Below are 14,097 nucleotides of genomic sequence, written 5' to 3'. Positions count from 1 at the left end.
CGTCATCCCTTCCCGGTGCCGGAGACAAAGAACCGGTGGTGCCACAGCCGGGCCGCGCGCTCCGCCGGGCCGGCCAGCAGCACCGAGGCCAACTCCGCGGGCCACAGCCAGGGCGGCTCGACCGTACGGGGCCGCTCGATGATCGCCTTGGCGATGGTGTCGGCGGCCTCATCCGCAGACAAGCCGGGAAGCCGTTCCAGCAGGGGCGTGGGCGCGATCATCCGGGTGTGGACCAGCGCGAAATACACCGATGTCACGTCCACACCGTCGGCATGCAGTTCGGGTGCCACGCTGCGCAGCCAAAGGTCGAAGGCCCCCTTGGACGCCTGGTAAGCCCCCCATTGCGGGCCGGGCACGACGCGCACGCCGACGCTGGAAACGTTCACGATGTGCCCGCGGCCGCGCTCCCGCATCGCCGGGAGGACCCCGAGCAGCAGCCAGATCGGTCCCAGGTAATTGATGTCGATGGTGCGTTGAAAGTCATGCGGCCGGTCGTATTGCTCATGCAGCGATCGGCGCAACGACTTGCCCGCATTGCTCACCACCATGTCGAGCGGCCCGTGGTTTTCGGTGATGTGTTTGGTCAGCACGCTGACGGCGGTCTCGTCGGTGAGATCGGCCGGATAGCCGACCGCGTGTCCACCGCCGGCGTTGATCGCCGCCGCCACGTCGTCGAGCCTGTCGGCCGATCGGGCCACGATCAGCACGGTGGCACCGGCGGCGGCCAGCTTGCGGGCGGTGGCCTCTCCGATCCCGTAGGACGCGCCGGTCACCAGGACGGTCTTGCCGGAGACGGCGCTTCGTAGCTTGTCGGGATCGGATGTCCGCGCCGGGTTGACGAATCTGTCGATCGCCTGCGCCACCAGATTCATGGGCTGCGTCCCCCCATTGCGTTCGACCGTCTTGGCCCATTCTGACCCATGGTCATCACCGCCGCTCAGGGCAGGCTGTGGTTGAGCGTCGAATGCGTCCAGGGTGGCGGGTTCACCAGTTGTCGCTTGGCACCACGCAGACGAACCGGTCGGCGAAAGCTTGGACTCGACTATCCCTGCAAGTCGTCGCAGGAGGCCGTCCGGGCGTTCGAGCGCGCCACGCTGGGTTTCGGCGACGTGAGAAGATTGCCCACACCAACGCTGGGCGGCTGCTTGGCATCTGAATCACGGTCCAGCGACGGCTAACCCGCGCCGAAGACTATGGCCGCTGACCGTATCGCCGGTAGAACCTGTCCACCCTGCCAGCGGTGCCCAGGGTGCGTTGACTGCCGGTCCAAAACGGGTGGGAATCGGCGGACACCTCGACCACCACCAGCGGAAAGCTGTGCACCCCTGAGGCCGTTCTCCGCTCGATGGTGCGCGAACTGGTTGCCGTTGAGCGGGTGAGAAACAGGGCGCCCGTGTTGGCGTCCTGAAATACCACCGGGTGGTAGTCGGGATGGATACCGGGTTTCATCCGGGTTCCTCGTCACCGTTGCGGTGCGCCGACAATTCCCCGGCGCCGTCGGGCATTTCGTGGCACGGATCGTGGTGCCAGTCGCCGAACGGATCCTGGTAGCTGGGCCAGGTCTGCGGACAGGCCAGCTCTTCATCATTGAGCAATGCGGCGTTCAACGCACCGGTGATGTCGGCGGGGTCGGCGCCGCATACCAAGACCGTCATGGCGGTGTGCCGGTCGCCGAACCGATAGTCCCAGATCAACTCGGCGAACAACCGTCGCTCCGGGTCGACGTAGGCCACCTCCGAGGAATCCATGGCCGCCAACCACTTGCCCGCCGACGCGACCCGCAAGCCGCCACCGGCCGATTCGAGCCACATCACCCGGTCGGCCCGGTTGGCCAGCCACAGCCGGCCACGCGTGCGGATCACCCCATCCAGCAGCAGATCGACGGCGGCATGCAGGCGCACGGGGTGAAATGGGCGGCGGGCATTGAACTCGACAATCCCAACCTGGCCGTCAGCCGCCAGCGGAGGCAACCCCGCCAGCAGCGGGGCGTGCGGATTCTCGCTGCGACCGCGACGGGAATCGCTGTCCAGGTTCGCCAGCGCAAGTTCGACGCGATCGACGCCGACGGTGATGCGCGCGCGTGGGGCAAGGCGGCGCAAGACCGCCAACGTGGCCGGCTCCGGGTGGGTCAGCATCAGCAGGTCGGCGAACTCGGCTTGGCCGACGGTCACTTGGGCCACGGTGCGGCCGTCGGGCAATTGGTCGTCGCCGAGGGATTGTCCCAGCCACCTGGCGGAGTCCACACAGGTCAGCACACCGGCGATCCGCACGTCGCGGGCGGCCGGTCCGTCGGGGTACCCGGGTCCGACCCGGATGCGGACGTGGTTGATTGCCCAGCATATGGGTTCGGGCTCCAGCCACGGCGCCAGGTGCACGACGATCCGATCCACGTTGCCGCGGCGGTGCAGCTTGCGCAGCAGCACCAGCAGGTCGTTGCGGATGGTGCACGACACGCACCCCCGTGCCACCTCCAAAACGTCTTCGACACTGGTCAATTCACCACGGGTCAACGTGATGGTTGTTCGTCGTATCACGTGTCCGTCGAAGCGGTGCTCGACCACCACCGTCCCCGGTTGGCGCAGTAGTGTCCCCGTCACCACGTCGGTATCGCCCTGTCCCGCCACCAACACCACACGAGTCCGCATCACTACCCCTTATTGAAAACGATTGTCATTAAGTCTGGCGTCAGGGTACAGTGTGCTGCCGAGCTTGTCGAAAATGATTTTCAATAATGGTCGCTAGGAGCCAGTCATGTCCGCACGCTGCCAAGTCACCGGCCGCACAGTGAGTTTCGGCAATGCCGTGTCACACTCGCACCGCCGCACCCGGCGGCGCTGGTCACCCAACCTGCAACGCAAGACCTACTACTTGCCGTCGGAGGACCGCTCCATCACGTTGCGGGTCAGCGCCAAGGGCATCAAAATCATCGACCGCGACGGCATCGAAGCGGTCGTCGCGCGACTTCGCCGGCGGCCGGGCCGATCCGGTCAGCGCAGCTGATGGCGCGCAACGAGATTCGGCAGATCGTCAAGCTGCGTTCCACCGCGGGCACCGGATACACCTACGTCACTCGCAAGAACCGACGCAACAACCCCGACCGGCTCACGCTGACCAAGTACGACCCGGTTGTCCGCCGGCACGTGGAGTTCCGGGAGGAGCGGTAGGACTAGCCTGTAACCGTGGCGCAGGCTCCCCGGACTCGCTACGCCAAGTGCGGCGACCTCGACATCGCCTATCAGGTCCTCGGGGACGGCCCCGGCGACCTACTCGTGGTGCCCGGGCCATCCATCCCGATCGACACGGTTGACGCCGAACCGTCGATGTACCGCTTCCATCGGCGGCTGGCGTCGTTTAGCCGGGTGATCCGGTTCGACCACCGCGGCGTGGGCTTGTCCTCGCCCGTTTCCTCGCTGGACGGGCTCGGGCCCCGGTTCTGGGCCCAGGACGTGATCGCCGTCATGGACGCGGCCGGATGCGAGCGGGCCACGTTGTTCGCGTCCGGCTTCACCTCGACAACCGCGCTCGTGCTCGCCGCCAACTACCCCGACCGGGTCCGCGGCCTGGTGATCGTCAACGGCTCCGCGCGGGCGCTGCGGGCGCCCGACTACCAGATCGGAGCCGAGTCGAACACCGCCGAGCCTTTCCTTACCGTCGGCATCGAGCCGGATGCGGTGGAACGGGGCTTTGACGTCCTGGGCATCGTCGCTCCCAGCGTCGCCGGCGACGAGGCGTTCCGCACGTGGTGGGATCTGGCGGGCAACCGGGGGGCGTCGCCCAGCATGGCACGCGCCTTCATCAACGCCGTGCGTGACGTCGATGCGCGTGACTCGCTGGCCCACATCAGCGCACCCACGCTGATCCTGCACCGGGTGGACGCGACGTTCGTCCCGGTCGGGCATGGCCGCTACCTCGCCGAGCACATCACCGGATCGCGCTTTGTCGAGTTGCCCGGCGCCGATGCGCTGTACTGGGTCGGCGACACCGCCGCGTTGCTCGACGAAATCGAGGAGTTCATCACCGGCGTGCGCGGCGGCTTCATCGCCGAGCGGGTGCTCACCACGATCATGTTCACCGACATCGTCGGCTCCACCGAACGCGCCGCCTCCCTCGGCGACAACCGGTGGCGCGATCTGCTGGACAACCACGACAACCTCGTCCGCCACGAAATCCAGCGGTTCGGCGGTCGCGAAGTCAACACCGCCGGGGATGGCTTCGTGGCGACGTTCACCAGCCCGAGTGCCGCGATCGCCTGCGCGGACGAGATTGTCGACGCGGTCGGTGCGCTCGGCATCGAGGTCCGGGTCGGCATTCACGCGGGTGAGGTCGAAGTGCGCGGCGCCCCGGGCTGTGATGTCGCCGGGATGACGGTGCACATCGGCGCCCGCGTGGCGGCGTTGGCGGGGCGCAGCGAGGTGCTGGTGTCCTCGACGGTGCGTGACATCGTCGCCGGATCACGGCACCGATTCGCCGACCGCGGCGAGCGTGAACTCAAGGGTGTGCCCGGCCGGTGGCGGCTCTACGCGCTCATCCGGGCGCACCAACCCGGCCGGGCATAGGGAACCCGTCCCCGCGCGTGCGCGACTTGTAGGCTGACTGGTGCAATTACGCCGATCGGAGGAGGGCCGTGGCGGCTCCACTGGTTCGGGACCCCGACCTGAGTACCGTGCGGCGTGTCCAGCTCGACGTCTCGGGCATGTCATGTGCGGCCTGCGCAAGCCGCATCGAAACGAAGCTCAACAAGATCCCCGGCGTGCGTGCCTCGGTCAACTTCGCTACCCGCGTCGCCACGATCGACGCCGTCGGCATGGCCGTCGACCAGCTGTGCGAGGTGGTCGAGCAGGCCGGTTATCGGGCGGCCCCTCACCAGGAATGCGTTGCCGCGCAACCAGATCCGGACGCCGACCATGCCCGCGGCCTACTGCGCCGGCTATGTGTCGCGGCGGTGTTGTTCGTGCCGCTGGCCGACCTGTCGACCATGTTCGCGATCGTGCCCGGTGCCCGGTTCGCCGGCTGGGGATTCGTGTTGGCGGCCCTGGCGGCCCCGATCGTGATGTGGGCCGCGTGGCCCTTTCATTCGGTTGCGCTGCGCAACGCACGCCACCGGACCGCGTCCATGGAAACGCTGATCTCGGTGGGCATTGTGGCCGCCACCATCTGGTCATTGTCGACGGTCATGGTGGCCCAGCGGCCCCGGGAGACGCACGGAATCTGGCCGGCGATTCTGCACAGCGACTCGATCTATCTTGAGGTCGCCGCCGGCGTCACGGTATTCGTTCTTGCGGGTCGATACTTCGAAGCACGCGCAAAATCCAAGGCGGGCGGCGCGCTGCGCGCGCTGGCGGCGCTCGGCGCCAAGAACGTGACGGTGTTGCTGGCCGACGGGGCGGAGCTGGTGATGCCGGTGGGCGAACTCAAGAAGGCGCAGCGCTTTGTGACCCGGCCCGGCGAAACCATCGCCGCGGACGGAGTCGTCGTCGACGGCACGGCGTTCATCGACATGAGCACGATGACCGGTGAGGCCAAGCCGATGCGCGCCTGCCCGGATTTCCCCGTGGTGGGTGGCACCGTGGTGCTGGACGGCCGCCTGGTCATCGAGGCCACCGCCGTCGGCGCCGACACCCACTTCGCCGCGATGGTCCGCCTTGTCGAGGAGGCGCAGGCGCAAAAGGCCCGCGCGCAGCGCCTGGCCGATCGCATCGCCGCGGTGTTCGTACCGGTGGTTTTCGTCATCGCCGGACTCGCCGGTGCGGCCTGGCTTGCCGGTGGAGCCGACGCGGATCGCGCCTTCGCGGTGACCCTCGGGGTGCTGGTAATCGCGTGCCCGTGCGCGCTGGGACTGGCGACTCCCACCGCCATGATGGTGGCTTCCGGACGGGGAGCGCAGCTGGGGATCTTCATCAAGGGTCACCGGGCACTGGAAACCATCCGCGGCATCGACACCGTGGTGTTCGACAAGACCGGCACGTTGACGGTCGGTCAGCTGACGGTGAGCGCCGTGACGACGACCGGCGACCGGGACCCCGACGCCGTCCTTGCCTTGGCGGCCGCGGTTGAAGCGGCTTCCGAGCACGCGGTGGCCACGGCCATCGTCGCCGCATCCCCAGATCCACGTCCGGTCAGCGACTTTGCCAGCATTGCCGGGTGCGGTGTGTCGGGCCTGGTCGATGACCACCGCGTCGAAGTCGGCAAGCCATCCTGGATTACCCGGTCCGCACCCTGCGACCCCACCCTGGACTGCGCCCGCCGCGAAGGCGAGTCCCGCGGCGAGACAGTGGTTTTCGTGTCTGTCGACGGTGCGCCCTGTGCCGCTGTCACGATCGCCGACACCGTCAAGGATTCGGCGGCCGGCGCCGTCGCCGCGCTGCGTGGACGCGGGCTGCGGACGATCCTGCTCACCGGCGACAATCGACCCGCCGCCGACGCGGTGGCGGCTCAGGTCGGCGTCGACACCGCTTTCGCCGATGTGCTGCCCGAAGACAAGGTCCACGTGATCCAACGGCTGCGCGCGCAAGGGCGGACCGTCGCCATGGTGGGCGATGGCATCAACGACGGTCCCGCGTTGGTGAGTGCCGACTTGGGACTGGCGATCGGACGGGGCACCGACGTCGCGATCGGCGCGGCCGACATCATCCTGGTGCGCGACGATTTGCACATTGTGCCGCAGGCACTGGATCTGGCCCGGGCGACCATGCGCACGATCCGGCTGAACATGATTTGGGCCTTCGGCTACAACGTCGCGGCGATCCCGATTGCCGCTGCCGGCCTGCTCAACCCGCTGATCGCCGGCGCCGCCATGGCGTTTTCCTCGTTTTTCGTGGTGTCAAACAGCCTGCGGCTCCGTAATTTTGTTTCCCACCCGTAGCATCGGCGCATGGCTGAACAGACCTTTTCCGTCGACGGACTGCAGTGTCAGGGATGCGTGGAGACCGTCACCACCGCGCTCACCGCGCTGGGGCCCGTCGGCTCGGTCAGCATAGACCTGGACACCAACGGCGCATCCACGGTGCGGATTTCGACCGATGTAGAACTGACCCGCGAACAGGTTCAGGCGGCGTTGACCGGCGTCGGTAACTTCACCGTTGTCGACTAGCGGCGCATCCGTGACAACTCGCGCAGCATCGCGTTGTAGGCCTCCAGCTCGTCATCGGCGTAATCGCTATCGGCATGCCGGTCCTCACGGGATGCAATCCTGCGGTCTTGGCGCGCCCACTGGGTAACCAGCGCGACAATCACCACAATGACCGGCAATTCCGTTAAGCTCCAAGCGATTCCACCGCCGAGATGCTGGTCGGCGATGATGCTGGGCAACCAGGGCAGATCGACCGAACGGTAGAACGTGGCGCCCACCGGTGATGCCATGGTCATCAGCGCAATTCCGAAGAAGGCGTGAAAGGGCATCACCGCGAACAACAGCCCGATGCGACCCGGGTAGGGCAGCCGGCGCGGCCCCGGGTCGATGCCGATGATCGCCCAATAGAACAGATACCCGACCAGCAGGAAATGGATCGCCATGAACTCATGGCCCCAGTGATAGCGGACCAAGGTATCGAACAGCGGCGTGAAATAGACCACATAGGGCGAGGCCACAAATAGGACGAACGCCGTGACGGGATGTGACAAGAACGTCGTCACCCGCGAGTGCAGCAGCCAGGTCAGCCACTCGCGAGGCCCGGGCGGCCCTCCGCTACCCGCGGCCGGCAACACCCGCAGCGCCAGCGTCACCGGGCCGCCCAGAACCAACAGCACCGGAATGAACATGTTCAGCGTCATGTGTTCGGCCATATGGACGCTGAACATCGCCGACCCGTATGCCCGCATGCCCGAGCCGCTGGTGAACACCAGCGCGGCGCAACCGATCAGCCAGGCCACCAGCCTGCCCACCGGCCAGGTATTGCCGCGGCGGCGCAACCCGACGAAACCCACCACGTACCCGATCGCAAGCACCACACCGACGGTTCCGACCAAGCCGTCAAAGCGCCACACGGTCAGCACGTTGACGACGGTCGGCGGTTTCGGCAACGCGTAGCCGAGGAACACATCCCAGGCCGTGAACGCGTGCGTGATGAACCGCGGCGCGGTTTGCACGGCCATCGCGGCGACCGCCGCCAGGGCCGCCATCATGGCCAGCGTGGCGACGGCGTTCCCGCCACCGAGCGGCCGGACAACCAACCCCCAGCAGTCGGCCAACCACACCGGCACCACGAGAATCCCCGCCAGCAGACCAAGGCGGGCGAAATCCGAGCCCATCTCCCAGCCGGGGATCAAGAGATAGAGCAGCACCGCCCCGTAGGCCAGCACCAGCCCGCCACAAACTACCTGCACCACCAGCACCGCGCGGCCGGGCACGGCCGCGGTCCACGCCGCCGCGGTCTTGAGCCCGGTCAGCGCGGCCAGCGCAACCGCGAACACGATCGCCGCGCTCGTGGTGTAGTCGTGGTCGGGTCCCTGCCCCGTATTACCGGTCACCGCAATCGCCACCACACCAACGACCGTGGGAACCAGCAGCACGACGTGACCGAGCCACCGCGTGTTCAGGCGCAACGTCACAGCGACCACCAGCGCGCAGATCGCCGAAACGATCCACCCGCGGGCGATCTCGGAGACGGCGACGGCGTCCGGCAGCGCCGCGTTACCCAGCACCTTTGCCGGCCCCACACCGGAGTCGTGCGCCGCCTGAAATACCACCATCGTTGCCGCAAGCACCAGCCAGGCGATGGAAACACGTTCTGCCACAAGGTGAATCCGGAAGGCTGCGGCGTCGATCAAGCCGTCTGGCTCCGGCCGCGCTGCGATCACCACGAATGCCAGCGCGCCAAGACACAACGCCGCTGACAGCGAGGCGAGGAAGAATCCGAGTGGCTCGGCGGCGCAGAGGAACGCGCCGGGGTACGGATTGCCGGCCTGCGCGTAGCGGCGGGGGCCAGAGATCAGGCCGTAGCCGGCGACCGCCCCGCAGAGGACCAGAAAACCAACCGCCAGCACGGCCACGCGCGCACCCCTGCTGGGCCCGTCAGTGTGCACTCCACGAGCTTACGGCTGCCCGCCTTCCTGCCCACCGCGACTTCGGAAGGTTGTACCGGCGTTTCGCAGCAGGCTACGCACCCGCGTAATGCTGTAGCCGGTGTCATCGCGAATCTGGCGGATGCTCTGGCCGGATTCGTACCGGATGCGTAGCTCCTTGCCGACACACTCGGCGGTAGCCGGGTCGAGGCGCACGTGCTTGCCCAGGCGCGGCACCTCAATCGCACCGCCCGCGTAGCCCTTGTGCACACGACCGCGCGGCGTCACGTTCTCCGCCGCTTCATCGCCCCAGACCGTCCAGCCCGGTCTCCGGTGACGTGCGAACAACTCTAGGTAGGGCCCGGGCGAGCACGCCTCGATCAGCGAATACTGTTCGTCTGGCTTGCGCGAATGCTCGCGCTTCCGGGTTTCGATCATGTTGACTTGGCTTCTCGCGTGCGGCAGGGTCCGCATGCTTCCACGAACACCGAACAGGATTATCTCGGTCACGTTGCGGAAGTAGAACCCGACGCCGCGGCCATCGGGACCGCCGTCCTTTCGTCGCTTCGCCCAGATCACGTTGGACACATAGCGATATCCCCACGCCTCCATGACACGCAGGCCTTCGGGCAGCAACGCATTGGGAACCCACAGGTACAGATGAGAGTCGCGAGCGATGACATCTGATACGGGAATGCTGCAAATCGCGGCAACATCCAACGTGGAGTAGCGATCGAGCCTGCGATGCTCCGGTGCGACCTTGCCAGTCCGGTTGGTGAACCGCCAGGGTGGGTCGGCCAGCACCGTCTTCCACCCGCCGGCGATGGTGGGAAGCGGTGGCGGTTCGACGGAGTCTCGCAGCGGTGCCACCCGCGGCGGCCTTGCCCGCCCGTCCCTTGTGGTCATGCCGCTGCCTCCCTCCGAGATCGAACAAAGTAGATCTATATCGAACAGAGTAGATCTTCGGTCGGATCGTAGGGAGTGCGCTGGGAAGCTACCAGCGTGCTCATGGGCCGCGATAGCAACCGCGAACATCGCTGCGGACGCACAACGCAGTCGAGTCGCCCCAACCTGCGTGCGTGGGCCACGTCATCGGGAACTTTCTTTGCGATCACCCGACTACCTACCCGGATGCCCTGGCTTATCAGGATCCCTCGTCTACGGGCTTGACGTGTGCAAATCCGGGCCTCCGGCGGCGTCGGGTCGCGGGGACCGCCGAAGGAGATTTCATGGATTCGGTCAGCACGCCGACGATGCCGCACGCCCCGGGTTCTAGGCGGGCGTCGCCAACCGATCCCCTGTGCGGCGTGGGTGCGTTCCATCGCGGCCACAACGGTGGCCACGGCCGCCCAGCGGGGGCATCTCGGTGATGCTCGCCGTCCAAAACCTCGCCGCCGAGCGTGCCCGGTTCGTGTTCTCGGTGTTGGGTGTCGGGTTTGCCGTGCTGCTGGTGCTGGTGATCTCCGGCATCTTCGTCGGCACCACCAACCAGGTCACCACCTACATCGACCATTCCAAGGCGGCGGTCTGGGTGGTCCAGCCCGGCGTCTCGCAGATGTTCAAGGCGGTGTCCTGGCTGCCCGCCGACGGCAAGGGCCGCCTGCTGGCCATCCCGGGCGTCAAGTCGGCCGACCCGATCCTCGGCCAACCGTCCGACTTCGTGCACAACGGCACCCACACCGCCTATTTCGTGGTCGGCTACGACACCAAAACCGGTGTGGGCGGCCCCTGGTCGCTGGCTCAAGGACGCACCATCACCGGGCCCGGCGAGGTGGTGCTGGATCGGGTGCTGGCCGCCAAGAACGGTGTCCGCCTGGGCGACCGGGTCCGGATCGCCGACGAGCCGTTCACCGTCGTCGGGCTCTCCGAGCAGACCGCCGCGGCAACCAACTGCTATGCGTTCGTCTCGTTGCCCGACGCCGCGCGGCTGCTGCGGGCGGGCAATCGGGTGTCGTTTTTCCTGGTGCAACCCCAAGACGGGTACACCGCCGCTCAGCTGGCCACCGCCATTCGTCGCGGCGTGCCCGGCATGGACGCGCTCACCGCCGCGGCCTTCGCCGACAACGGCCGCGACATCATCGTCTCGATGATCGGACGCCCGCTCACGACGATGATTGCCATCGCGGCGCTGGTGGGGGTCGCATTGGTGGGTCTGACGGTGTTGGCGGCTACCTCCGAGCAGATGCGGGACTTCGGTGTGCTTTTGGCCCTGGGTGTGCGCCCAAGCCGGTTGTGTCGCATCGTGCTTGCCCAGGCCGCCGTGATCGCCGGGCTGGGATATGCGCTGGGCGCGGCGATCGCCTACGGCGCGCAGTTCCTGCTCGCTGACCGCATGGGTGATGTCACCGTCGAGGTCACCCCCGCCCTGCTGGCCGCGATGGCGGCGGCCACCGCCGTCATGGCCGTGCTGGCATCGCTGCTGCCGGTGCGCCGCGTCACACGAATCGACCCCGCCGAGGCGTTTCGCCGCTAACCCCAAAGGAGGCCCATGGGCAGCTCGCAGGAACACCCGCCCGCACCGGTGCTGCAGCTCACCGACATCCACCACCGGTACGGCGACGGTGACACCGCGGTGCACGCCCTCAAGGGCATCAGCCTGTCGGTGCGGCGCGGCGAGGTGGTGCTGGTGGTCGGGCCTTCCGGCGGCGGCAAGACCACCGCGCTGTTGGTGATGGGGCTGCTGCTGACACCCGACAGCGGCGCGGTGCACATCGGCGGCCAGGACGCGGGAGCGCTGTCGCCGCGCCAGCGCGCCGAGACGCGGCTACACCGGGTGGGGTTTGTGTTCCAGGACTACAACCTGTTGGCGTCACTGACCAGCGTCGACAACGTGGCGTTGCCGCTTCGCTACGCGGGCGTGCGTAAACCGGCGGCGCTGGCTCGGGCCACCGAGCTGCTGGAATCCCTGGATCTGGGACACCGCGCCCAACACCGGCCGGCGACGCTGTCGGGCGGGGAGAAACAGCGTGTGGCCGCCGCTCGGGCGCTGGCCATGGGTCCCGACGTCATCCTGGCCGACGAACCCACCGCCAACCTCGACTCGGCCACCGGCCAGAAAGTCACCGGCCAACTGGCCACCGCGGCCAAGGCCCAGGACTGCGCGGTGGTCATCGTCACCCACGATGCCCGCCTGCACACCATCGCCGACCGGGTGCTGCACCTCGAGGACGGCCAGCTCGTCACGACCGCGGCCTAACACATGCGAGCACCGCGATCATCGTCACAACCTAACCGGATTGGAGCGATTCGATGACCCTGACGATCGGCGACATCGCGCCCGACTTCCACGCCATGACCACCGAGGGCCCCATCAGGTTCCACGAGTGGATGGGCGACAGCTGGGCGATGCTGTTCTCACATCCTCGCGACTTCACGCCGGTGTGCACGACCGAACTCGGCCACCTGGCCACGATCAAGTCCGACTTCGACCGTCGCAACGTAAAGATCATCGGCCTGTCGGTCGACCCGCTCGACAACCACGCCAGGTGGTCCGAGGACATCGCCTGCACAACCGGTATTGCCCCCAACTACCCGTTGATCGCCGACACCGACTACGCCGTGTCGAAGCTGTACGGAATGCTTCCCGGAAATGCCACCGGCGACCCCACCGAGCGTACGCCGGCCGAAAATGCCACGCTACGAAACGTATTCGTGATAGCTCCCAACAAGATGATCATGCTCGTGCTGATCTACCCGATGACGACCGGCCGCAACTTCGATGAGGTGCTGCGGGCGATCGACTCGCTAAAGTTGCTTGCCGATGGTCTGGCCACCCCGGCGCAATGGCGCCAGGGAGAGGACGTGATCATTGCCCCCTGGATCCCCGACGATCAGGCTCGCCAGACCTATCCCAATGGCTGGAAAGCCCCGCTGCCCTACCTGCGCTACGTGCCAGGCCCCTAACGCTGCGGTGTAGCAGATTCCGCACGCGGCCACCGAAGGAGATGTCGTGGAACTAGCCACCATGTTGGGAATGCCCGGCGAGGCAATGCGGGTGCCGGGTGACACGTGGCGCCAGTCGCTCACCGATTCCTTACGTAAAGCGTTTGCCCTTCATTACCAACGCAATGGCTTCTACCGCGCGCAGTGCGACGCCGCGGGTGTCAACCCGACCGACATCCACGGGTTTGGCGACTTGCGCCGGATTCCGCTGTTGCCGGTTGGGATGTTCAAACAAGCCGGCGCGCACGCCCTGATGACCGTGGGACTGCCGGACGTCGAGATGGAGATCCGGTCGACGGGCACCGGGGGCGTGCCGTCGGTCGCCCGCCGCGATGCGCTGACCGTCACCCGGGCGTCGGTGGGCATCCTCGGCTGCTACCGCGATTTCTTCGGCATCTCCCGGGGCGCCGGATTGTTCTTGTGTCCGTCCACCGCCGAAGTCCCCGAGATGGGCATGGTTAAGGTGTTCAATCTGCTCACCGGGCTGCTCGACGACCACCGCTACCTGGTGCGGGACTACGCATTCAACCCGGAGGAAGCGCTGGGATGCCTCCGCCACTGGGAGAACAGGATGACCCGGCACATCATCGGCCCACCGTTTATCGTCGCCCGGTTCATGAGATACCTGGAATTGGAGGCGATTCCGCTGACCCTGGACCCCGAATCGCTGATCATCATGCTCGGCGGCTGGAAGCAATACACCGGGCGCTCTATCAGCCGCGAGGAGTTCAACGACAGGGCCGAACGATTCCTCGGCATCGACCGGACCCGCATCCGTGACATGTACGGGATGATCGAGTCCAACATGCTGGCCATCGAGTGCGAGCGGCACCGCAAGCACGTGCCGCCATGGTGCTATGTGTCCATCCGCGACATCGGCGACCCCGCAATCGAACTCGAGCCCGGCAAGACCGGCGGCATCGCCATCCTGGACGCGCTCAACACCGCCTATCCCGGGTTTCTGCTTTCCGACGACGTCGGCGAGGTCGACGACAGCGCCTGCCCATGCGGCCGCACCGGCCAAACCGTGCGGTTCCGGCGTCGTCGGCAGGGCGCCGAACTCGGTTGCTGCGCCGTCAGTATCGAGAGATACCTGGACTCCCGCCAGGTCGTCGCCGAATGTGAACCGGCAATCACAACCGCACCCGCATAAGC

The 14,097-nt window shown here is 67.0% G+C and carries 14 protein-coding genes; 9 read left to right on the top strand and 5 right to left on the bottom strand.

Annotated features, from left to right (window positions below; translation table 11 throughout):
* Positions 1–2: 2 nt before the first annotated feature.
* From G6N20_RS18050 to mrf, 3 genes are all read right to left on the bottom strand, one after another.
* The gene (locus G6N20_RS18050) at positions 3–872 is read right to left on the bottom strand and encodes an SDR family NAD(P)-dependent oxidoreductase (protein ID WP_083050405.1); all 870 of its coding nucleotides are present in this window, start codon (positions 870–872) and stop codon (positions 3–5) included.
* 319 nt (positions 873–1,191) lie between these two features.
* On the bottom strand, positions 1,192–1,449 hold the full coding sequence (locus G6N20_RS18045) for a type B 50S ribosomal protein L31 (protein WP_083050399.1): 258 nt from the start codon (positions 1,447–1,449) through the stop codon (positions 1,192–1,194).
* Positions 1,446–2,645: a ribosome hibernation factor-recruiting GTPase MRF gene (mrf, locus tag G6N20_RS18040; RefSeq protein ID WP_083050397.1), complete on the bottom strand. Its 1,200-nt coding sequence runs from the start codon at positions 2,643–2,645 to the stop codon at positions 1,446–1,448. Before mrf ends, G6N20_RS18045 begins: the two co-directional genes overlap by 4 nt.
* A 106-nt stretch (positions 2,646–2,751) precedes the next feature.
* Here mrf and rpmB point away from each other — a divergent pair, with 106 nt between their 5' ends.
* From rpmB to G6N20_RS18015, 5 genes are all read left to right on the top strand, one after another.
* On the top strand, positions 2,752–3,000 hold the full coding sequence (gene rpmB / locus G6N20_RS18035) for a 50S ribosomal protein L28 (RefSeq protein WP_083050394.1): 249 nt from the start codon (positions 2,752–2,754) through the stop codon (positions 2,998–3,000).
* The gene (gene rpmG / locus G6N20_RS18030; RefSeq protein WP_083050391.1) at positions 3,000–3,164 is read left to right on the top strand and encodes a 50S ribosomal protein L33; all 165 of its coding nucleotides are present in this window, start codon (positions 3,000–3,002) and stop codon (positions 3,162–3,164) included. The genes rpmB and rpmG overlap by 1 nt, the downstream gene beginning before the upstream one ends.
* Positions 3,165–3,179: 15 nt before the next feature.
* The gene (locus G6N20_RS18025) at positions 3,180–4,556 is read left to right on the top strand and encodes an adenylate/guanylate cyclase domain-containing protein (protein ID WP_083050388.1); all 1,377 of its coding nucleotides are present in this window, start codon (positions 3,180–3,182) and stop codon (positions 4,554–4,556) included.
* Positions 4,557–4,624: 68 nt separating this feature from the next.
* Positions 4,625–6,862 carry a heavy metal translocating P-type ATPase gene (locus G6N20_RS18020; protein WP_083050386.1) on the top strand — a complete coding sequence of 746 codons (2,238 nt, stop codon included), beginning with the start codon at positions 4,625–4,627 and terminating at the stop codon, positions 6,860–6,862.
* 9 nt (positions 6,863–6,871) lie between these two features.
* Entirely contained in the window at positions 6,872–7,090 is a 219-nt protein-coding gene (locus G6N20_RS18015) for a heavy-metal-associated domain-containing protein (protein ID WP_083050383.1), read from the top strand.
* Here G6N20_RS18015 and G6N20_RS18010 read toward each other — a convergent pair.
* Together G6N20_RS18010 and G6N20_RS18005 are read right to left on the bottom strand one after the other, a co-directional pair.
* The gene (locus G6N20_RS18010) at positions 7,087–9,021 is read right to left on the bottom strand and encodes a cytochrome c oxidase assembly protein (RefSeq protein ID WP_083050381.1); all 1,935 of its coding nucleotides are present in this window, start codon (positions 9,019–9,021) and stop codon (positions 7,087–7,089) included. The genes G6N20_RS18015 and G6N20_RS18010 overlap by 4 nt on opposite strands.
* A 9-nt stretch (positions 9,022–9,030) precedes the next feature.
* A complete protein-coding gene (locus G6N20_RS18005; RefSeq protein ID WP_232065374.1) occupies positions 9,031–9,870 on the bottom strand; it encodes an MT-A70 family methyltransferase in 840 nt (279 codons plus the stop codon).
* 496 nt (positions 9,871–10,366) lie between these two features.
* Between G6N20_RS18005 and G6N20_RS18000 the strand changes: the two genes are divergently transcribed.
* From G6N20_RS18000 to G6N20_RS17985, 4 genes are read left to right on the top strand one after another with little or no spacing between them, the layout of a single operon-like run.
* Complete coding sequence (locus G6N20_RS18000) at positions 10,367–11,473, top strand: ABC transporter permease (RefSeq protein ID WP_083050375.1); 1,107 nt, start codon at positions 10,367–10,369, stop codon at positions 11,471–11,473.
* 15 nt (positions 11,474–11,488) lie between these two features.
* Positions 11,489–12,196 (top strand): ABC transporter ATP-binding protein, encoded by a 708-nt coding sequence (locus G6N20_RS17995; RefSeq protein ID WP_083050372.1) that lies wholly within the window; start codon positions 11,489–11,491, stop codon positions 12,194–12,196.
* Between the two features lie 53 nt (positions 12,197–12,249).
* A complete protein-coding gene (locus G6N20_RS17990) occupies positions 12,250–12,903 on the top strand; it encodes a peroxiredoxin (RefSeq protein ID WP_083050370.1) in 654 nt (217 codons plus the stop codon).
* Between the two features lie 46 nt (positions 12,904–12,949).
* Positions 12,950–14,095, top strand: coding sequence for a LuxE/PaaK family acyltransferase (locus tag G6N20_RS17985; protein ID WP_083050367.1), 1,146 nt, complete (start codon positions 12,950–12,952; stop codon positions 14,093–14,095).
* The last annotated feature ends 2 nt before the right edge of the window (positions 14,096–14,097 follow it).

It is taken from the genome of Mycobacterium shinjukuense, assembly GCF_010730055.1.
In the GTDB taxonomy this organism is placed as follows: Bacteria; Actinomycetota; Actinomycetes; order Mycobacteriales; family Mycobacteriaceae; genus Mycobacterium; species Mycobacterium shinjukuense.
Note: the sequence above shows the minus strand (reverse complement) of the source record. Positions and strands in the feature narration are given on the sequence as shown.